At 43.7% G+C, this 19,677-nt stretch carries 20 protein-coding genes; 7 read left to right on the forward strand and 13 right to left on the reverse strand.

Features of this window, described 5'->3' with window-relative positions:
• The first annotated feature begins 9 nt into the window (after positions 1–9).
• A complete protein-coding gene (gene lysS / locus NHB34_RS07250; protein WP_353426977.1) occupies positions 10–1,566 on the forward strand; it encodes a lysine--tRNA ligase in 1,557 nt (518 codons plus the stop codon).
• A gap of 87 nt (positions 1,567–1,653) precedes the next feature.
• Here lysS and NHB34_RS07255 read toward each other — a convergent pair whose 3' ends face one another.
• On the reverse strand, positions 1,654–1,968 hold the full coding sequence (locus NHB34_RS07255) for a hypothetical protein (protein ID WP_353426978.1): 315 nt from the start codon (positions 1,966–1,968) through the stop codon (positions 1,654–1,656).
• 299 nt (positions 1,969–2,267) lie between these two features.
• Here NHB34_RS07255 and NHB34_RS07260 point away from each other — a divergent pair, with 299 nt between their 5' ends.
• Together NHB34_RS07260 and NHB34_RS07265 are read left to right on the forward strand one after the other, a co-directional pair.
• Entirely contained in the window at positions 2,268–3,044 is a 777-nt protein-coding gene (locus NHB34_RS07260; protein ID WP_353426979.1) for a ferredoxin--NADP reductase, read from the forward strand.
• A 112-nt stretch (positions 3,045–3,156) separates the two neighbouring features.
• The gene (locus NHB34_RS07265; RefSeq protein ID WP_353426980.1) at positions 3,157–3,321 is read left to right on the forward strand and encodes a hypothetical protein; all 165 of its coding nucleotides are present in this window, start codon (positions 3,157–3,159) and stop codon (positions 3,319–3,321) included.
• Positions 3,322–3,331: 10 nt separating this feature from the next.
• Here NHB34_RS07265 and NHB34_RS07270 read toward each other — a convergent pair whose 3' ends face one another.
• The 8 genes from NHB34_RS07270 to NHB34_RS07305 form a co-directional block, all read right to left on the reverse strand.
• A complete protein-coding gene (locus NHB34_RS07270; protein WP_353428571.1) occupies positions 3,332–3,832 on the reverse strand; it encodes a cytochrome c in 501 nt (166 codons plus the stop codon).
• A 25-nt stretch (positions 3,833–3,857) separates the two neighbouring features.
• Positions 3,858–5,117, reverse strand: a complete 1,260-nt coding sequence (gene soxC / locus NHB34_RS07275) for a sulfite dehydrogenase (RefSeq protein ID WP_353426982.1) — start codon at positions 5,115–5,117, stop codon at positions 3,858–3,860.
• 76 nt (positions 5,118–5,193) lie between these two features.
• Positions 5,194–6,186 carry a putative sulfate exporter family transporter gene (locus NHB34_RS07280; RefSeq protein WP_353426983.1) on the reverse strand — a complete coding sequence of 331 codons (993 nt, stop codon included), beginning with the start codon at positions 6,184–6,186 and terminating at the stop codon, positions 5,194–5,196.
• 5 nt (positions 6,187–6,191) lie between these two features.
• Positions 6,192–6,911, reverse strand: a complete 720-nt coding sequence (locus tag NHB34_RS07285) for a GntR family transcriptional regulator (protein WP_353426985.1) — start codon at positions 6,909–6,911, stop codon at positions 6,192–6,194.
• Between the two features lie 9 nt (positions 6,912–6,920).
• Positions 6,921–8,093, reverse strand: coding sequence for a UxaA family hydrolase (locus NHB34_RS07290; RefSeq protein WP_353426987.1), 1,173 nt, complete (start codon positions 8,091–8,093; stop codon positions 6,921–6,923).
• A gap of 36 nt (positions 8,094–8,129) precedes the next feature.
• A complete protein-coding gene (locus NHB34_RS07295) occupies positions 8,130–8,411 on the reverse strand; it encodes a flagellar biosynthesis protein FlgA (RefSeq protein ID WP_068322357.1) in 282 nt (93 codons plus the stop codon).
• A 27-nt stretch (positions 8,412–8,438) separates the two neighbouring features.
• Positions 8,439–9,452: an Ldh family oxidoreductase gene (locus tag NHB34_RS07300; protein WP_353426988.1), complete on the reverse strand. Its 1,014-nt coding sequence runs from the start codon at positions 9,450–9,452 to the stop codon at positions 8,439–8,441.
• 1 nt (position 9,453) lies between these two features.
• The gene (locus tag NHB34_RS07305; protein WP_353426990.1) at positions 9,454–10,383 is read right to left on the reverse strand and encodes a hydroxyacid dehydrogenase; all 930 of its coding nucleotides are present in this window, start codon (positions 10,381–10,383) and stop codon (positions 9,454–9,456) included.
• A 203-nt stretch (positions 10,384–10,586) separates the two neighbouring features.
• Between NHB34_RS07305 and NHB34_RS07310 the strand changes: the two genes are divergently transcribed.
• The 4 genes from NHB34_RS07310 to NHB34_RS07325 all read left to right on the forward strand — a co-directional run bounded on the left by NHB34_RS07310 (position 10,587) and on the right by NHB34_RS07325 (position 15,710).
• The gene (locus NHB34_RS07310) at positions 10,587–11,573 is read left to right on the forward strand and encodes a tripartite tricarboxylate transporter substrate binding protein (RefSeq protein WP_353426991.1); all 987 of its coding nucleotides are present in this window, start codon (positions 10,587–10,589) and stop codon (positions 11,571–11,573) included.
• A 68-nt stretch (positions 11,574–11,641) separates the two neighbouring features.
• Entirely contained in the window at positions 11,642–12,634 is a 993-nt protein-coding gene (locus NHB34_RS07315) for a tripartite tricarboxylate transporter substrate binding protein (RefSeq protein WP_353426993.1), read from the forward strand.
• A gap of 15 nt (positions 12,635–12,649) precedes the next feature.
• The gene (locus tag NHB34_RS07320) at positions 12,650–14,290 is read left to right on the forward strand and encodes a thiamine pyrophosphate-binding protein (protein WP_353426994.1); all 1,641 of its coding nucleotides are present in this window, start codon (positions 12,650–12,652) and stop codon (positions 14,288–14,290) included.
• A gap of 22 nt (positions 14,291–14,312) precedes the next feature.
• Entirely contained in the window at positions 14,313–15,710 is a 1,398-nt protein-coding gene (locus NHB34_RS07325; protein ID WP_353428572.1) for an FAD-binding oxidoreductase, read from the forward strand.
• Here NHB34_RS07325 and NHB34_RS07330 read toward each other — a convergent pair.
• The 4 genes from NHB34_RS07330 to NHB34_RS07345 are packed head-to-tail and all read right to left on the reverse strand — an operon-like array spanning position 15,707 to position 19,675.
• Positions 15,707–16,459 (reverse strand): sulfite exporter TauE/SafE family protein, encoded by a 753-nt coding sequence (locus tag NHB34_RS07330; RefSeq protein WP_353428573.1) that lies wholly within the window; start codon positions 16,457–16,459, stop codon positions 15,707–15,709. The two genes, NHB34_RS07325 and NHB34_RS07330, sit on opposite strands and share 4 nt — an antisense overlap.
• Position 16,460: 1 nt before the next feature.
• A complete protein-coding gene (locus NHB34_RS07335; RefSeq protein WP_353426995.1) occupies positions 16,461–18,182 on the reverse strand; it encodes an FAD-binding protein in 1,722 nt (573 codons plus the stop codon).
• On the reverse strand, positions 18,179–18,790 hold the full coding sequence (locus tag NHB34_RS07340; protein ID WP_353426996.1) for a fumarate hydratase C-terminal domain-containing protein: 612 nt from the start codon (positions 18,788–18,790) through the stop codon (positions 18,179–18,181). Before NHB34_RS07340 ends, NHB34_RS07335 begins: the two co-directional genes overlap by 4 nt.
• A gap of 9 nt (positions 18,791–18,799) precedes the next feature.
• Entirely contained in the window at positions 18,800–19,675 is an 876-nt protein-coding gene (locus NHB34_RS07345) for a fumarate hydratase (protein ID WP_353426997.1), read from the reverse strand.
• Positions 19,676–19,677 lie beyond the last annotated feature (2 nt).

Genomic DNA, 19,677 nt, shown 5'->3' on the forward strand with positions numbered 1-19,677 from the left:
AGCACGACCATGAACGATAAAACGAATTCAGCCAACCCCCAAGCTCCTGTAACCGAAGCAGTTGATGAAAACCATATCATTGCTGAGCGTCGCGAGAAGTTAGCCAAGCTTCGCTCAAATGGCGTTGCCTTCCCAAATGATTTTGTACCAACCCATTTAGCGGCAGATCTTCACGCTCATTACGATAGCCTGACTAAAGAAGAGCTCGCCGCAAAAAAGATTCATGTCAAAGTTGCCGGACGCATGGTTCTCAAGCGTGTTATGGGTAAGGCTAGTTTTGCCACCATCCAAGATCGTAGTGGACAGATTCAGTTTTATATCAATGATGAGCTCACTGGTACCGATACCCATGGCGCATTCAAGCATTGGGATATGGGCGACTTTATTTCAGCTGAAGGCAATCTCTTTAAAACTAATAAGGGCGAGCTTTCTGTTGAATGCAATCAATTGCGCCTGTTAAGTAAATCATTGCATCCATTGCCAGACAAATTTCACGGCCTCTCTGATTTAGAAACAAAATACCGCCAGCGCTATGTCGACTTAATTGTTAACCCAGACAGTCGCAATACCTTTAAAGCACGCAGCAAGGCGATTGCTTCACTTCGTCGTCACATGCTTGATGCAGACTTTATGGAAGTCGAGACGCCGATGCTTCACCCGATACCTGGTGGCGCAGCAGCTAAACCATTCATTACCCATCACAATGCCTTAGACATGCAAATGTTCTTGCGTATCGCGCCTGAACTCTATCTCAAGCGCTTGGTGGTCGGTGGCTTTGAACGCGTCTTTGAAATTAACCGCAACTTCCGTAATGAAGGTGTAAGCCCTCGCCATAATCCAGAATTCACGATGATGGAGTTCTATGCGGCCTATACCGATTACCGCTGGTTAATGGATTTCACTGAAGGACTCATTCGTGCTGCAGCAATCGATGCGCAAGGCACCGCAGTATTAACGCATCAAGGTCGCGAACTGGATTTAAGCAAACCATTTCAGCGCTTAACTATTAATGAAGCCATCCTGAAATACTGTGGTCAGTCTGGCAAAAACTATGACCCCGCTCAACTTGAAGATGCTGCATTCATACGTGCAGAGTTGAAGAAAGGCGGCGAGAATCCAGATTCCCCAACTCTTAAAAACGCAGGAATCGGTGCATTGCAATTAGCGCTATTCGAACTGGTTGCAGAGGAACACCTATGGGAGCCAACTTACATCATTGATTACCCAATTGAAGTTAGTCCACTTGCCAGAGAGTCTGATACTCGTCCAGGCATTACTGAGCGCTTTGAATTATTTATTACTGGTCGTGAAATTGCCAATGGCTTCTCAGAACTTAACGATGCCGAAGATCAAGCGAATCGTTTCCGCAAACAAGTAGAACAGAAGGAAGCTGGTGACGAAGAGGCGATGTACTTTGATCATGACTTCATTCGCGCCCTCGAATACGGCATGCCGCCCACAGGTGGGTGCGGCATCGGTATCGATCGCTTGGTCATGCTTTTGACCGATGCGCCCAATATTCGTGACGTGATTCTCTTCCCACATTTGCGTCGCGAAGAAGAGTGATCAATAAAAAGCTCTTAGAGCACTCAAAGTAAAAAGGCACCACTAGGTGCCTTTTTTGCTAATCAAAAAAAGAGGGGTTAGTTTTTTTCAAATCCCATCAAATTGATTTGTGTCATGCTGCAAAACTTGCTGAGCGATCAACAAAATCCCTGCAAAGAAACTAGCGCAGACTAGTAGCGCAAATGCATGATATTGATTTAATCCGCTTTGATTTAAGGCGCTTAAATATCTTTCGCTTTCCACGGCAAGGTGCGTTGATATGGCTAGCAGAGCAACTCCAACGAGCACCTGAATCACAGAAAGGATTGAATTTGTCAGCTGCTTTCGAGCGCGCACTACCTGATCGACATCTATGATGGATGTCTTGGCGATAAATTGCGAATTGTCTTGAAAATATGTCATATAGAGCCTTTGATCTCGTATGGCTCAAATCTTATGAGCTGGTCTTATATATGTAAACAACGTACTTTTTATATCTAAACTACTTTTAGATATAAAGATTACCCACATCAGTACATGACGGGTCAGAGCGTTTTCTTTGTTACAGGCACAGGCCAGCGGGCATAAATACTCATTTATGACTAAAAATTTGATGTATATCACTACTTTGTACCATTTGATTTACACCAATGGACGGTTAAAGCGCATTGAAATGGGATAATCACCTGTTTTCACAAATTCTCGCTTAACGACCGCTAGTCATGGCTGCATACAACACCGAAACTGTTTTATCCGTTCATCATTGGAATGACACCCTATTTAGCTTTACCACTACCCGCAATAAGGGGCTTCGTTTTCGTAGCGGGCACTTTCTGATGATAGGCCTTGAGGTAGAGGGAAAGCCACTGGTGAGAGCCTATAGTGTTGCCAGCCCCAATTACGAAGAACATCTCGAATTTCTGAGCATCAAAGTTCAAGACGGGCCACTCACCTCACGCTTACAAAAAATTCAAGTGGGCGACTCGATACTTGTTAGCGAGAAATCTGTTGGCACCTTGGTGCTTGATGATCTTAACCCAGGTAAACATCTTTACCTCTTTAGCACGGGCACAGGTCTTGCTCCCTTTATGAGCATCATTCGCGATCCAGAGACTTACGAAAAATTTGAAAAAGTTGTATTAATTCATGGGGTACGCTTAGTCAGTGAGTTAGCTTATGGTGATTACATTAAAAATGAGTTAACTCAGCATGAATACCTTGGTGAACTCATTCGAGAAAAGCTCATCTACTACCCCACAGTTACTCGAGAGGCATTCAAACACACCGGACGCCTTACCACCGCTATCGAATCTGGTCAGCTATTCACGGACATTGGCTTGCCACCATTAGATCCAACTGTCGATAGGGCAATGATTTGCGGCAGCCCTTCTATGCTCAAGGAAACCTCAGAAATGCTTGATGCCAAAGGTTTTAAAGTTTCCCCAAGCCTTGGACAGATGGGGGATTACGTGTTCGAACGTGCTTTCGTAGAGAAATAACTCAAATAAATCTTTATTTCCAATAGTTATTTAGATATCTCTATATATTTCTTGTGGATATATAGACTGCTTGATACATTCAGCATATCAAGCCACCTAGCAAGGAATAAAGATGTCACCCGTACGCGAGCAATACAACCCAGTTATCACTAAATTACTGCGTGAGCATGATTTATTGCCGCACGACAAAGTTAGTGAACGAAAAAATATTCAGAGACGCATTCTGTTTCTGATGACCACCATCAAAATGGAAGAGTTTTCAGATTCTTTTGCTTAAAAAGCATCACTTATTTCTCGATAGGAATAAAACCATCTCGATTAGGCATCTTTATCAACGGCAAAGTCTTAGCATCCATCACTTGATCTGCCGTAATGATCTTATTCATATACAAAATATAAGCGGTCGCCGCGTACACCTGATCATTCGTTAAAGATTGTGGTGCCTGATGAGGCATCGCCCTTCTGACGTAATCAAAAATTGTGGTTGAGTATGGCCAAAAACTTCCTACGGTCTTTACAGGCTTATCAGTATTAAAGGCGCCGCCTCCTACCAACCGGTTTGCAGGGCCACCCTGACCTTTATCGCCGTGACACGCCGCGCACTGTTGTTGATATAACTTCTCTCCCGCAGCAACTGTTCCAGAACCAGCAGGTAGACCGGCACCACTTGGGCCAACATCTATATTCCATGCGCGAAGTTGATCTTCTGAAATTGGTCTACCAAGCCCTACGGGACCATTTGCTTGATAACCCCCCACACAACCCATGAGCGCCCCAACTATTGTCATGCCACTCAAAATGGCGATGTATCTTTTAGCGGCCATTAGTAACCTCCCCATTGGCAGCGACTCGCCAAGGTTGAATCGCATTATTGTGATAGAAAGTATTTGCGCTTTTTGCTTTGATAACTGCATCCATAGTTGGCTGAATCTCACCACTAGAGTCCATTGCGCGGCTCATTAATGTAGCAGGCTCTCCATCCCAAACCCAGGGGAAGCGAAAACGAACCAGAGACTTGTCCATTACAGGCTCCTGGAGCACCGCATCACTCCAAGACTTACCGCCATCCGTTGAGACCTCTACTCGTCGAATCTTTCCGTTACCAGACCAAGCAAAACCAGAGATTTCATAAAAACCTTTAGATTTGAGCTTCATCATTCCCGATGGTTGCGTAATTACGGACTTTACCTCCATGGCAAAGGTAAATTGCAGGGCCTTACCATCAGCCCGAAGATCGGTATATGCAGATGTTTCTTCACGAGTTTGCCAAGGCTCAGTACCCAGCTTTATTCTACGCAACCACTTAATGCTCATATTACCTTCATATCCAGGCAAAAATAATCTCAAAGGGTAACCCTGCTCAGCCCGTAACATTTCACCGTTTTGTGCATAGACTAGCAAAGCATCATCCATTAGCTTACTCATGGGAATACTGCGGGTCATTGCCGCACCATCAGCACCCTCTGCCAATGCCCATTTAGCACTAGATTGCACTCCACATTCCTGCAAAATCGTAGATAGACGTACGCCAGTCCATTCACAACAAGAAAGTAATCCATGAATTTGCTGGACTGTTTGATTGCTTGCCTTTTTAAGTTCAGCAGCGCTATTGCCAGAGCACTCCAGAAAATAAATTCTAGATTCCGATGGGAATCGAACAATGTCGTCCATTGTGAAGACCATGGGCCTTTCAACCAAACCGTGAATTACTAATTGATGCAAGTCAGGATTAATATCAGGGACGCCTGCATGATGACGCTCAAAAACTAAGCCATTCGGGGTAATAATTCCATGCAAACTTTGTAATGGAGTACGCGATCCTGTTAAAAAGGTTGGCGCAGGCGAAGGCAGAAGACGCACAACATTTTTTTCATACTTGGATGGCAATCCATAAGGAGGATTTACAAATCCAGATCCTTGAGTCTTAGACCACGGATCAATCTCAAGAAATCCATTATCCAAATTTTTGGGTGCAGCAGAGTATGCGCTAGTTGCTGCACCTGCACTTATCCCAACAGCAACCGATGATTTTAAAAAACCTCTGCGATTAGAAAATACATCCTTTTTAGACATAAATACTTTGCCTCCAATGTATAAATAACCTTATTCTGTATTTAACGCACACAAGACAATCTACATCAAATTACAACTATGTGATGTAAAAAATAAATATCAAACCCAAAAGCGCAATAAAAAGGGTTTCAACCACCAACATGAGTACTGGTTGCCATCCGAGTTTAGCCAACTCCTCAAAGTTAGTTTTCAAGCCAGCTGCGGCAATTGCAATTACTAACATCCAACGAGATAGTCCGCCAATTTGCTGAGTAAGCACAAGTGGCAGAATTTTCATTGAGGCGACAATAGATAGAGCCACAAAACCTAATAAAAATGTGGGGATCAGTTTTAAACTCCCCCATCCTAGTTTATTAGTAGATTTTTGGGTGCCAAAGAAAATTGAAATCACTAGAACCACAGGAAGCAATAAAGCAACACGAAATAACTTCACTACCGTAGAAACATCACCCGCCTCGGGACCAAAAAGCATACCCGCAGCCACTACTTGTGCAACATCATGAATCGTAGCGCCAATAAAAATTCCCGCAGAAAGATTATCTACATCAAGTATTCGAAGTCCGAATGGGTATGTGACCATGGCAATAGTAGAAAGCACTGTTACACCCACAACCACCAAGAGGGTAAATTGTTCATTCTCTTTCGACTTAGGTAAAACAGAAGCCACCGCAAGAGCCGCAGAGGCTCCACAAATACCCACCGAACCACCAGCAATCAGACCAAAGTCCGGGGATAACTTTAAAAGCTTTGCCAGCAAAAACCCCAAGATAACCGTTGCCACTACGGCACATATCACCATTAAACCTGTATTAACGCCAATCGCACTAATATCAGAAAATGTAATTCGAATTCCTAAAAAAGCGACGCCCAATCGCAAAATCGTTTTTGCACAAAAATCTATCCCCGGTCTAACGGTATCTTGAAGATAGAGAAAATGAAGTGATAAACCTATCAGCAAGGCATAAAGCAACTGGGGGCCACCATAGTTTTCCGATAAAAAACTGGTTGACATGGCAATCACCAGACACACCAAGACGCCCGGCAAATTTAGCTTAATCACATTAGTCATTAGTACTATGCAACTAACTCACTGAAATATTCGTACCGATCGGTATTGAGCATTGAAACACGCCACTCCAGTGGCTCATCCTGCATCCCAAGCGCGACTCTTCGAATGATAAGAACTGGGGAATTTGACTTTAGGTCCAACCACTCTGAGTATTGCTTCCCAGCTAGGCCTGCTCTTAAGCGCTCGCTGCTTCGAACAACTGTTTGACCATACTTCATTTGATATAACTGATAGATACTGCCCTCACGCTGAATAAAATCAGTGCGAGTAAGATTTTTAAAGCGCTTCTTGTCTAAAGTGATGTGATCAATCATCACGCAATAATCATCAAGGTATAGGCGATTAATGATTCGCCAAACTGCTGCACCCTCTTTGATCTGTAATTTCTCAGCCTCTTCTTTTGATGCTGTAGCTGACACTAGTGAAACTAAATCAACACGAGGATTAATTTTTTTCTCAGCATCGTGCTTAACGACATGAAAAAAGTAGTAAAGCAAACGCTTCACATCATGCTCAGCAACAAAAGTTCCTTTGCCTTGTTTGCGCACAACAATACCCTCAGCAACCAGCTCATCTACTGCTTTGCGTAAGGTGCCTATCGAAACATCTAGCTCTTTGGATAAATCCTTTTCTGCAGGCAAAGCCTGCCCGGTTGGAAAACGACCCCTGACCAGATCTTCAGTGATCCTTTGCTTTACTTCTTGATAAGCAGTCAGGGGTCTCATACGTTTTACTTACGCAGACTCATACAAACGAGTTAATACAAACTCACGATGCCCAAGAATTTCCGAGGCAGTCAACTCGCCATCTGCTGTGCGCAAGAGGCATTCCAACAACTTGTCACCTGCTTGATCCATATTTTCTTCGCGACGCAAAATTCCTGAAACGTCAACGTCGATATGCTCACTCATGGTACGAACAGTTTTTGGATTTGCACAAATCTTAATGACTGGAAGAATGGCATTGCCAATGACGTTGCCTTGACCTGTTGGAAAGAAGTGAGCAGCAAAGCCAGCGGCTGCACACAATGTCACCATCTCAGCAGCAGCTGATGAGGAATCCATAAAATGCAGACCAGGGATAGTAGGTGTTTCAGCTTTATCGAGAACGCTATCCACAATACATTTCTTACCGATTTTTTGGATATTGCCCAAGGCTTTCTCTTCAATCGTTGTTAGACCACCAGCTATATTTCCTTTTGTTGGCTGAGAGTCTGACAAGTCGCTCGTTTTATGACGCTCAATCACATCCTGATAACGATCGAACATTTCACGGAACTTTTTCTTCACTTCATCATTGCGACAACGGGCTTCTACCAAATGTTCACCACCAGTCAACTCGGTTGTTTCACCAAACACTAGGGTTGAACCAATTCCATATAACTTATCAAATGCATCACCTACAGTTGGATTTGCGCCGCAACCAGAAGTAGTATCAGACTCACCACATTTTGTGGATACCCACAGCTCTGATAAAGGAGCTTTGACGCGTTGTTGCTTCGAAGCATGCTTCATCATTTTGTAAGCTGCCTTACTTGCAGAGGCAATCGTAGCTGTATCGCCATTACCCTCAATCCAGAAGCCCTCAACTGGCTTACCAGATGCTTTGATACCGTCTACTACGATTTTGGTCCACTGTGGCTCGATGCCAATAACTACTACGCCAGCTACGTTTGGGTTTGTGCCCGTGCCAATCAAAGTGCGGAAATGAAGCTCTAAGTCTGCACCAAATTGCAAACGGCCATAGGAGTGAGGAATCGCCATTGTTCCTTTGATATTGTTCGCAACGGCTTCACAAGCAGCATTCGACAAATCATCTAAAGGCAAAATTAATACGTGATTACGGATACCCATACGACCATTCTCGCGACGGTAGCCCATAAAAGTTGCGTCTTTTAAATTAATCATCTTTTTTCTTTCTCAATGAATAAATGGAAGGTTGGCTTACCAACGCTTTGTTTTAACGTTCTGAACGTGAAGGTGCTCGCCTTTTTTGATTGGAGCAACTACCTTGCCAATATCGATACCGTATTTCATGACCGTATCGCCCGGCTGAAAATCCTTCAATGAAATTTTGTGGCCAATTGGAATATCACTCATTGACTTAAAGTTCAATGTCAGGTCGCCATCCATCACCCAACCAATTAAATCGTCGCCTGCCTTAACGCCTTCAACGACAACTACGCCTACGCCATCACCTGGCTCATGCACGACAAAATGGATCATTACTCTCTCCTCGTTAATCCCATTAAGTTACGAATTACTCCATGACTGGCGAATACCAGCCTGAATTTCTTGCACCACTACCTCAGAAACATTTACACCATTCTTAAAACCACTTGCACGTTGCTTAAAGCGACGCTCGCCAGGTATACGTGTACCAGCATCAGCAGATAAAGCTCTTAAAAAATCGTGCATTCTGCTAGCAAAAACAGACCCCCCAGAAAGACCTGGGTCAATCGTTAACAAAAGTTGTCCGATGCGTGGACGATTGCCTTTCGCATCAAAAAAGGAATCTGCTTCATATGAAAAACGACTGCCTGATAAACCTACAACTAAAAGTTCCACAATTAATGCAAGCAAAGCACCTTTATCTCCACCCAAAGGAACCATCAAACCCTTGAGTCCCTCTTGCGGATCAGTGGTTGGCTTACCATCAGCTGTTAACGCCCACCCTTCAGGAATGGATTCACCCTTCTTTGCAGCAACCAACAACTTACCTCTTGCAACCGCAGAAAGAGACATATCAATTACTAAAGGATCTCGCCCCTCAATTGGAAAAGCAGCAGCCAATGGGTTGGTGCCAAACATCGCCTTGCTTCCCCCAACCATAGGCATCGCAGCAGGGGTATTACCAAATAACAATGAGATATAACCAGCACGGGCAGCAGCCTCAGCATAATGTCCTGCAACCCCAAAGTGATGACTGTTTGTTACCGCAACCAAACCAACCCCAGTTTTTGAGGCAAGGTTAACGGATAAGTCAGTAGCAAAACGCAATGCTAGAAACGCTAGCCCATCGCAAGCATCAACCAATGCAGCAGACGATTTAAATGGACGAACTTTAATTTTGGGGGCCAACTCGATACGACTATTTTTTGCATGTCCCGCATACTGGGATACTCGCGCTAGGCCGTGAGAAGCTAAACCGTCTAATTCGGCAAGCGCTAAAAATTGCGCAGTCTCAAATGCTGCTTTTTCTCCAATACCAGCAGCCATCAAACCAGATGATGCTAACTCAACTATCTGCTCATAGGACAAGCTCATCTTAAGCTCCTAAAAAAAGATTGACTTCATCAGCAATCATTTGACTAACACGCTCATTGCTTTCATGTGTCACGCCAGCAATATGCGGAGTCAGAATTAAATTCTCTATGCCCACTAAATGACTTAAATCTTTAGCAGGCTCAGCAGAAAATACATCTAATGCAGCTCCACCCAAATGACCTGATCGCAGGCATTCAGCCAAGGCGAATTCATCCACAATTCCACCACGCGCAGTATTAATCAAGCAAGCGCCTGCTTTCATTTGACTCAAAATATCTAAATTAAATAAACCTTTTGTCTCAGGTAAAAAAGGTAGGTGAAGGGTTACCGCATCACTTTGAGATAACAACGTATTTAGGGAAACTAAAGGAACATTAAACCCCTCTAATGCCACTTCATTTCCACTTAATACGGGGTCATAAGCAAGACACTTTAAGCCAAATGCATTAGCTTTTTTTGCAACAATGCGGCCAATACTTCCAAAACCTACAATCCCGATAGTTTTTCCTAAAAATTCGTGATAGCCAGAAAACCGCGGGCGAGGCCACTCACCCTTTAGGGTGCTGATCGTTGCAGGAATAAATCCACGGGTCAAAGCAATCGCAGCACCGATGACGTACTCGGCTACAGATTCAGCGTTTGCTCCGGTTGCAGGTATTACTTTGATATTGCGCTTAGCACAAGCTGGAAGTTCAATATTTTCAAGCCCAACTCCAAGACGACCGACTACTTTCAATCTCGCTGCTTTGGCCAAAACTTCTTCGTTAACCTGAGTCAGATTTCGAACAATTAAAGCCTCCACATTTTGCGTCGCAGCAATCAATGCAGCCCGATCCTTGTATAACTCGGGCTCGTAAACAACCGAATGCTTCGAACGCAGGGTTTCTAAGGCTTGACTTGTAATGAACTCAGAGATCAAAATAGATGACATATCTAAATCATATAGATGATTTAGATATCTTGCAATACTCAATTCATTGTGCAGCGCAATTTAAATATATTTTTGCTGAGCAAAGTCTGGGGGAGACAGTGGTTTTACATAAGCTTATTACTATTAAATAGAAGTTGATCTTATTTTTGAATCAAATCGAAGATAAGATAGAAACATCAAATTAACACCTGGAGGGTATAGGCATGTTTAAGCAAGTTATTCGCAATCTAAGCAAAAATCTTGCCTGGATTGTTGGAGCAGTAACATTAATCGCATCACCAATTTCATTTGCACAAAACTGGCCAACTAAGCCAATCAAGCTTGTAATACCTTTTGCTGCTGGCGGCACCACCGATATTCTCGGTCGCTTACTTGCGCAACAACTTTCCAAGGATCTGGGTCAAAACGTTATTGTTGAAAATAAACCTGGTGCTGGCGGCAATATTGCTGCAGAGTACGTAGCCCAGTCAGCCGCAGATGGTTATACGATCATGCTGGCATCTGGCAGCATGCTGACCGTTAACCCAAGCCTTTATAAAAAATTGCCTGTGAACTATGCAAAAGATTTTGTGTACATCACCAATGTCGCCAGTGGACCAATGCTATTGTCCGTAAGCACTAAGTTACCAGTAAAAAATCTTGGTGAATTCATTGCATACGCTAAAACAAAGGACCTGAACTTTGGTTCAGCTGGTATTGGAAGTCAAGTTCATATGGCGGCTGAGAATCTAACCTACTCCGCCAATATTCCAGCTACCCACGTTCCTTATAAAGGTGAGTCTGCCGCACTAAATGATCTGGTTGCGGGCCAAATTGATTTCATGGTGGGCAATCTCACAGCAGCAACTGGTTTTGCTAAATCTGGACAGATTAAGCCTCTAGCAGTGACCAGCTTGAAACGGTCCAAACAATTACCAGATGTTCCAACAGTTGCCGAATCGGGTATTCCTGGTTTTGAATCTACTGGCTGGTTTGGACTCGTTGCGCCCGCCAATACACCTAAAGCCATTACCGACAAAATCTACGCTGCTACCGTGAAGGCCGTTGGCTCAGAGGCGATGAGAAACAGCCTTGATCTCAATGGTTTAACCGCTATAGTAAATACTCAGAAAGATTTTGAATCCCAAGTAAAAACTGAATCAGTTACCTGGGAAAAAGTTATAAAAGGTCGCAATATTAGCGCACAGTAAAAGCAAAGTCGCACTCTAATGTGCGACTTTTTTATTCGCTTATTTGTAAAAAATAAAAAGAGGGTTTTATGAAATTAATTCAAATTCTCACACAAAGCCGCCTCCTGAAAGGTATCGCTGTCTGTTTTTTTATTTATTCCAGTAACGCGTTTGCCCAAAACTACCCAAATAAGCCAATTACGATTGTTGTACCGTTCAATGCTGGCGGAGATGCGGATCAGTCAGCGCGGAATCTAGCAACAGTGGCTCAAAATGTACTCAAGCAACCGATCATTGTTACCAATAAAAGTGGGGCAAGCGGAGCGATAGGCTCACAATTTGTTAAAGATGCGCTACCTGATGGCTATACACTTTTAATGGCAAGGGTGGGATCCCAATCCGTTTTACCCGCAATGAAATCAGACCTAAGCTATAAATGGAATGACTTTACTTTCATTGGATTGCTTGAGCTAAATCCTGTGGTTTGCGTAGTTCATCCAGAATCACCTTACAAAACATTTGAAGATTTAACCAAGGCTATTAGCTCACAACCTGGAAAACTCAATTACAGCTCATCTGGACCTGGAACAATTCTCAATTTTGGACCTCAACTTATTCTGCAAACTCTAAAACTCAAACCTGACGCAGCAGTTAACATTAGTTATAAAGGCGGCTCAGAAGCAGTTGTTGCCGTACTTGCCAAAGAAGTTGACTTTAGTTGTGGCAATCTCACATCAGCATTAACCCAAATTAATAGCGGCAAGTTGCGAGCTCTAGTAGTGACAACTCCAGACCGCGTTAAGGATATTCCATCCGTACCAACAGCCAAAGAAGTGGGCATGCCGCAACTTGAGGCTATCGTTGGCTGGAGCGCCCTTTACGGACCACCTAAATTAAGCTCAGAGATAGTGGCTAAATGGGTAGACGTATTGGTCGTCGCTGATAAGGATGCTAATTGGCAGGCAGGCAATGCTCGTTACGGCGGCATCCCTCGAATTCTTTCGCCCGCAGATACTGAAAAGTTTGCAGCCTCTCAATATGTTTCGTATTCAAAACTCAGTACTCAGCTAGGCATTAAATAACTTAACAAGAAAACTATGAGTTTAAAAAATAAAAATGGTGCTAATGCATTTGTTGAAACCCTAGAATTAGCGGGCATCGATAAAATCTTTACGCTTTCTGGCAATCACATCATGCCCATATACGATGCTATTTTTGGATCAAATATTGATCTGATTCATACTCGACATGAGGCAGCTGCTGTACATATGGCTGATGCTTGGGCACGACTTACTGGAAAGGTTGGAATAGCGCTTGTTACCGGCGGACCAGGTCATGCAAATGCCATTTCCGCACTCTATACCGCCAGCATGTCTGAATCGCCAGTAATCCTATTTTCTGGCCACGCCCCAATCGGGCAACTTGGCAAAGGCGCATTTCAAGAAATGCTTCAGGCCGATATAGCAGCACCTCTTACTAAAGCTTCTTGGGTATGCCAAGAATCTAAAAACATAGCTCAAGATGTTGCAAGAGCGATTCACATTGCCAAATCCGGCAGGCCTGGTCCGGTGCATGTTAGCCTCCCAACCGATATTCTTGAGGCGCCGTATCCCGATACCGCAAATAAGATCACACCAGATTCATTTGCGCCAGAACATATGGCTATCAATTCAAGCGAATTAGAAGCGCTCATAGATCAACTTAAGCAAGCGAAGAAACCGCTCATTCTCGCTGGCCCAATGATGCAATCCAGGGATGGAAGAGTCAAACTCAAATCCATTGAAGATCTCCTTTCCATTCCAGTTATTGGAATGGAAAGTCCACGTGGAATTGGCGATCCAAGTCTAGGTGCATTCTCTGAAGTCTTAAGTCAGGCCGACTGCATATTACTGCTTGGTAAAAAAATTGACTTTACTTTGAAGTTTGCGCAAAGCCCAAGCATCAATCAAGAGTGTGTCTTTCTGCAAATTGATCCCGATCAAGAAGAAATCAATCGAGCTAAAAACGCTGTTGGCAATAGACTTTCTCATATTTTAAAAGCTGATATACCAACCGCCATTCAAACCATCACCAATCTTATAAGCATTGAGACCGAAGCGGTAAATAGCGATTGGCAACACGAAGTCCGTAACGCCATTCAATTTAGGCCAAATGCTTGGAATGCTTTGCCAAAAACCACAAATAATATTCACCCCGCCCAAGCTCTTAAACCATTACAGGAAATATTGGATAGCCACCCAGACTCCATATTAATAAGTGATGGGGGTGAAATTGGTCAATGGGCACAAGCATGCCTTAGTGCACCTAATCGAGTAATAAACGGAGTTGCAGGATCAATTGGATCGGCTCTTCCATTTGCAATTGCCGCAAGAGTTGCAAAACCTGATGCTCCAATTATCTCGGTAATGGGCGATGGTACGTTTGGATTCCACAGTGCAGAAATTGATACTGCGGTTCGCTACAAACTTCCTTTTGTATTGGTTGTTGGAAATGATGCTCGTTGGAACGCAGAGTATCAAATACAAGTCCGCGAATATGGAAAAGATAGAACCATTGGCTGCGAATTACTCCCATCTCATTATGAGAAAGTTTGCGAGGCATTCGGTGGATATGGAGAATTAGTGCAAGACTCAGACAAGGTGCTTCCAGCAGCAAAACGTGCAGCAGCGACCAATCTTCCCTCCTGCCTTAATATCATGATCGAGGGACTTGCTGCGCCAAATATAAAGCGAAATTAAGGTGGATCAGCATAGTAGATTCATTGAGCAATGCCAAAAGATTATTGGCATTTCAAATGTTTTAACTTCTGACTTCGATAAGAAACCATTTTTGCTTGACTGGAGCAAACGCTATTCTGGTAAAGCCATTGCAGTCTTAAAACCCAAAACTACCGAAGAGATTGCAGCATTAGTAAAGTTATGCTGCCAACAAAATATTGCAATTACTCCACAAGGAGGTAACACCGGTCTGTGCGGTGGCGCCACCCCAAGATCACATGGAGATTCCGTTGTTATATGCACAACCCGTCTAAATACCATTCGAGAAATAGACCTAGATAATTCGACGATTACGGTAGATTCTGGCGCCGTTCTATCTACGGTTCAAGAGACTGCGTTAAAGGCGGGCATGCTCTTTCCGCTAAGCCTGGCCGCTGAAGGGAGCTGCACAATTGGAGGCAATTTGGGTACTAATGCAGGCGGCATACAAGTACTTCGCTATGGGAATATGCGTGATCTTACCTTGGGGATAGAAGTTGTAACTGCAAATGGGGAAATTTTGCATGGTTTACGTGGTTTACGCAAAGATAACACCGGTTACTCATTGAAGGATCTCTATATTGGGTCTGAAGGTACTCTTGGAATTATTACTGCGGCAACACTTAAGCTCTACCCACTCCCGAAATCAAAAGCAACCGCATTGGTTGCCATCAAAAATATTGAATCAGCCATCAAGTTAATCGACTTAGCACGCAAAAGATGCAATGCCGATCTTACTGCTTTTGAACTTATATCAACTCGCGCACTAGATTTAATATCAAATCAAGAAAAAAATTGGTCGTCAATTCTTAACGCTAAATCAGGTTGGGCAATTTTGCTGGAGTTATCAAGCATGGAAAATTCCGAATACAGTCGCTCTCAGCTTGAAACATTTCTTACAGAAGCTTTTAAGTTAGAGTTTATTGATGATGCAATTATTGCCAACTCGATCCAACAAAGTAGAGATTTGTGGCACGCAAGAGAGAATATTCCTGAGGCTCAACTAAAATTAGGAACCATCATTAAACATGATATTTCAATACCCATTTCAAAAATCGCTGACTTTGTTAAAGATACGGAGATAAAACTTAAAGCTCGCTGGCCAGAAACGCAAACTATTGTTTTTGGCCATGTTGGCGATGGAAATTTACACTATAACTTAGCGCCCATTGCCACTGATGATTCTTTGAGTAGTATGGAATCAAAGAGGCGAGCGATTAATGAATTAGTTCACAATCAAGTCTATTTGTACTCAGGCTCATTTTCTGCTGAACATGGTATCGGTCAGGCAAAAAGGGAGGAGTTACCTTTTAGAAAAAATATTGTTGAAATAGATCTTATGAGAGCAATTAAGAAAGCTCTTGATCCAAAAAATCTGATGAACCCCGACAAAATTCTTTAAAGCAATTGTCGGATAAGCAAGGTAGCGCCTGCAAAAATCAAAATTGATCCATAGGTAATCCGCATTCCTGCATTACTTAATTTAGTGTGCACATGGGTTCCAAGCCAAATTCCCATAAAAGTTGCTGGTAATAAACAAACTGCCAAGCCAATCACAGACCAACTCAGAATAAGTCCTGTTACCAGCATTAAAGTGAGCCGCAAAAATGTCAGCATAAAAATAGCAAATGCCATCGTAGCGCGTAGCACTTTAGGATCATTAATCCGCAAGCCTAAATACGAAACATAAATTGGACCACCCGTTGCAAATAGCGCAGTAAAAGTACCGCCCATGAAACCAAATGGAGCAGCCCACCATTTATTGATGGGATCAACCATTTCATGATTCCTTTGCCAGAGCACCCGCGCCCCATTCAATGCAGCAAAACATCCTAGAGTAATTAATAGCGGTTCACTTGGCGACTGAATTAATAGCGCGATTCCCAAAATCATGCCAACCAAACTAAACGGAAATAGCCACTTCAACTCTTTTAGGTTGGCATCTTTGGATGACTTTTTTCCAACATAAAGGGAGGCGCAAATGTCGACAATGACCATCATTGGTACTACAGACTTCAATGGGTACATCTGTACTAATAGTGGTACTGCAACAATGGATGAACCAAAACCTGAAATACCAAAAATGAAATAGGCGCCAAAAATGATTAGCGTCGCTAACCCGAAATGGATGGGGTCAATTAATTCAAAAATATTATGACTCTACTAATATTGTTTGACCTGGCTTAATCATCGTAAATTGAACCGGCTGATTCTGAATTCGCAGTCCGTTTTGATCTAGGTTTACAGCTGTGTAATATGACTCCTCTAAAGAGCCCGGCTCAGGAAAATCATCGCGATAATGCGCCCCTCGAGAATTCTCTCTCGAAAGAGCGGCTTCAACTACAGCCTGGCTAACTAAAATCAAATTCTGCAAATTCATCCAATCCTGCCAAGTATTACTGTACTCGCGCTGAATATTACCCACACCCATTTGCTTTAACTGAGATGCGAGCTCTTGAAGCCGTAGACGTGCTCGCAATAAACTCTCTTGTGTTCTTGAGATCCCTACGTCATCCCACATACACTGCGCCAATGCATCACGGATGATCTCAATATCGCCAGCCTCTTTCTGCAAAGGTTCCTCATGAAGACGGATACTAGCGGCAACTTCATCCAAATCATATTCACGTAACTCTTGCGTGCCAACCCACTGCGCCATGGACTCGCCCGCTATACCCCCGAAGACCGTGGAGTTTGCTACCCCATTTCCTCCTAAGCGGTTGGCACCATGTACCCCGCCAGTATCTTCACCAGCCGCAAAGAGCCCAGGAAGATCAGTGCTGCAATCTTTTTTGAAAACTAAACCGCCCATCATGTAATGCGCCGTGGGCACTACCTCCACCAAGTCATTTGCCAGATCAAAACCACTATCAGCGCAACGCTCAACCATCCCTTTAAATTGCTTGCGAACATTATCTGGACCTAAGTGGCTCATTTGAATATAAACGCCCCCATTTGGTGTGGCTCGCCCAGCTCGAATCTCTGAGTTAATTGATCTTGAAACAATATCTCTTGTAGCTCGCTCATTGCGCGAATCATAGTTACCCATGAATCGCTCTTTATTTCCATTTAGTAGATAGCCGCCTGCACCACGTAGACCTTCCTCCAAAACAGTACCAGTCATGCGGGTACCCGGTCCAGCCAATAAACCGGTTGGATGAAACTGCACCATTTCCATATCACGCAAAGTTAAGCCAGCACGTAATGCCATCGCTAGACCATCGCAGCTCTTATCTCCGGATGGTGTGTGATATTTGTACATCGTAGGCCCACCGCCAGTTGCTAATAAAACTGCTTTGGCGCGTACCAACACAAACTGCCCAGTTTGCATATTGAGCATCAAAACACCAGCAAGCGCTTTTTTATCTTTGCTATGTATCAACTCAATAGCACGATGCTCCTCAAGGCGATGAATACCCCTTGACCAAACCTGTTCTGCAAGGCGATTAATAATTTCAATTCCGGTTAAATCCCCTTTGTGCACGGTGCGATCGAAGGTTTGCCCCGCAAATGCTTTTTGATGAATAGTGCCATCGGGGTTTCGGTCAAAGAAGCAACCTAACTCATTCTCTAACTCATGAATTCGCTCAACCGCTTTAGTCACCAATGTCCAGGCTAATTCTTGATCCGATAGCCACTTACCGCCTTCAATCGTATCCATAAAATGACGCTCAACAGAATCACCCTGTGCAAGCGCAACGTTATAGCCGCCTTGAACCATGCGAGTACAGCCGCATTTTCCCAGCAATCCCTTTACTGCAATAGTGATATCTAAGTTTGGATTTGCTTGATGTGCATGGAGAGCAGCAAATAAACCAGCTCCGCCAGATCCCAATATCAGAATATCGGTATCAATGGTTGGAATGTTGCTCATGGATTAATTCCCAAGCTCTTTAAAACAGCGTCTTTATTTCGCGCCACATCCCCCTTGACCTCTTGATAAATACTTCCGCCATGACTATCCATCGCAACCAATAAAGGACCAAAGTCTTTAATCTTGAAGCGCCATAGTGATTCAGGATTAAGGTCATCCATATCCACATCTTCAATTTGCTCAATCCAGGTTGTCTCTAAGGCAGCTGTGCCGCCAATAATGGCGAGATAGACCCCGCCCAACTCCTGAAAGGCCTCTGAGGATCCCTCACGCATGCCACCTTTGCCCACGATCATGCGTACACCATTTTGCGTCATCAATGGTCGAGTAAAGCGCTCCATACGATCTGATGTAGTGGTGCCAATACAGATAGGCTGATAACCCGCGGGGAACTCTTTACTTGCAGGCACCTTGCGCACATTCGGTGCAGTGTGTATCACCGCATGGCCATTTAAATCAAAGCGAGTCTTGCGACCATGGTCAAACATATGAATTTGAGTTGCATCACGAATACCAAAAAGTGTGTTTTGCAAAGTAACCGTATCGTTAATGCGGAGTTTGCGAATATCTTCTTCGCTAACAGGAGTCGGTAGGTTGTAATGAGCCATAGTCTCTTTTTAAAATCCGTAAGTAACACCCGCAGGTGTAATGGTTGCCCGCGATCTACGAGCAGAATGGCACTGCATGTTAACGGCTACTGGGTTCAAGGTGATATGGGTATGCGCCAACTCGACGTGGACAGCAAAGGCCGTGCCATCACCACCCAATCCCTGAGGGCCAATACCTAATTTATTTACTGCAGCGCTAAGTTCCTTTTCAAGCTTTGCACCCTCTTCATCGTGGCATACACTACCAAGCGCACGAGTTGCCGCCCGTTTTGCCATGGCAACACACTGATCAGATGTTCCACCAACGCCAACTCCTACGATTGTTGGGGGGCATGTCTTACCCCCAGCAGAGACAACGCTTTCAATAACAAAAGCTTTAACGCCAGCAATTCCGTCCGCAGGAATTGCCATTTTTAAAAATGAGTTGTTCTCTGAACCACTCCCTTTGGGAACCATCTCAATTTCTACTGAATCTATAGCATCACAAAAATCAATATGAATTGCAGGCATATCGATACCGCAGGATGTGTGATTATTTTTACGAGTAATGGGATGAACTACCGAAGATCTCAAGGGGTATTCTGTAGTGGCGCGCTCACAGCCCTTGCGAATAGCTGCCTTCAAAGCCATGCCATCAAACTCAACGTTACTACCAATCTTGACGTTATAGATTGGCAAGCCGGTGTCTTGGCAGAGAAGATTATCTTCACGCTCTGCTACAGAAATATTGGTGATCATGGTTTTCAAAACGACTTGAGCACGCTTATCCGTCTCAGACTGATCAAGCTTTTCAATGCCACCTTTGATGTCATCAGGAAGCACTTTTAAGGCTCGGATGTAGAGCTCTTTACAAGCATCCTCAACTAAATTCATTTGTAACTGCATAT

It is taken from the genome of Polynucleobacter sp. MWH-UH19D, from assembly GCF_040409795.1.
In the GTDB taxonomy this organism is placed as follows: Bacteria; Pseudomonadota; Gammaproteobacteria; order Burkholderiales; family Burkholderiaceae; genus Polynucleobacter.

Excerpts from the sequence above, each read along its gene's own strand:
- lysS (WP_353426977.1), top strand. The coding sequence starts at position 10 with ATGAACGATAAAACGAATTCAGCCAACCCCCAAGCTCCTGTAACCGAA.
- NHB34_RS07255 (WP_353426978.1), bottom strand. The coding sequence starts at position 1,968 with ATGACATATTTTCAAGACAATTCGCAATTTATCGCCAAGACATCCATC.
- NHB34_RS07260 (WP_353426979.1), top strand. The coding sequence starts at position 2,268 with ATGGCTGCATACAACACCGAAACTGTTTTATCCGTTCATCATTGGAAT.
- NHB34_RS07265 (WP_353426980.1), top strand. The coding sequence starts at position 3,157 with ATGTCACCCGTACGCGAGCAATACAACCCAGTTATCACTAAATTACTG.
- NHB34_RS07270 (WP_353428571.1), bottom strand. The coding sequence starts at position 3,832 with ATGACAATAGTTGGGGCGCTCATGGGTTGTGTGGGGGGTTATCAAGCA.
- soxC (WP_353426982.1), bottom strand. The coding sequence starts at position 5,117 with ATGTCTAAAAAGGATGTATTTTCTAATCGCAGAGGTTTTTTAAAATCA.
- NHB34_RS07280 (WP_353426983.1), bottom strand. The coding sequence starts at position 6,186 with ATGACTAATGTGATTAAGCTAAATTTGCCGGGCGTCTTGGTGTGTCTG.
- NHB34_RS07285 (WP_353426985.1), bottom strand. The coding sequence starts at position 6,911 with ATGAGACCCCTGACTGCTTATCAAGAAGTAAAGCAAAGGATCACTGAA.
- NHB34_RS07290 (WP_353426987.1), bottom strand. The coding sequence starts at position 8,093 with ATGATTAATTTAAAAGACGCAACTTTTATGGGCTACCGTCGCGAGAAT.
- NHB34_RS07295 (WP_068322357.1), bottom strand. The coding sequence starts at position 8,411 with ATGATCCATTTTGTCGTGCATGAGCCAGGTGATGGCGTAGGCGTAGTT.
- NHB34_RS07300 (WP_353426988.1), bottom strand. The coding sequence starts at position 9,452 with ATGAGCTTGTCCTATGAGCAGATAGTTGAGTTAGCATCATCTGGTTTG.
- NHB34_RS07305 (WP_353426990.1), bottom strand. The coding sequence starts at position 10,383 with ATGTCATCTATTTTGATCTCTGAGTTCATTACAAGTCAAGCCTTAGAA.
- NHB34_RS07310 (WP_353426991.1), top strand. The coding sequence starts at position 10,587 with ATGTTTAAGCAAGTTATTCGCAATCTAAGCAAAAATCTTGCCTGGATT.
- NHB34_RS07315 (WP_353426993.1), top strand. The coding sequence starts at position 11,642 with ATGAAATTAATTCAAATTCTCACACAAAGCCGCCTCCTGAAAGGTATC.
- NHB34_RS07320 (WP_353426994.1), top strand. The coding sequence starts at position 12,650 with ATGAGTTTAAAAAATAAAAATGGTGCTAATGCATTTGTTGAAACCCTA.
- NHB34_RS07335 (WP_353426995.1), bottom strand. The coding sequence starts at position 18,182 with ATGAGCAACATTCCAACCATTGATACCGATATTCTGATATTGGGATCT.
- NHB34_RS07340 (WP_353426996.1), bottom strand. The coding sequence starts at position 18,790 with ATGGCTCATTACAACCTACCGACTCCTGTTAGCGAAGAAGATATTCGC.
- NHB34_RS07345 (WP_353426997.1), bottom strand. The coding sequence starts at position 19,675 with ATGCAGTTACAAATGAATTTAGTTGAGGATGCTTGTAAAGAGCTCTAC.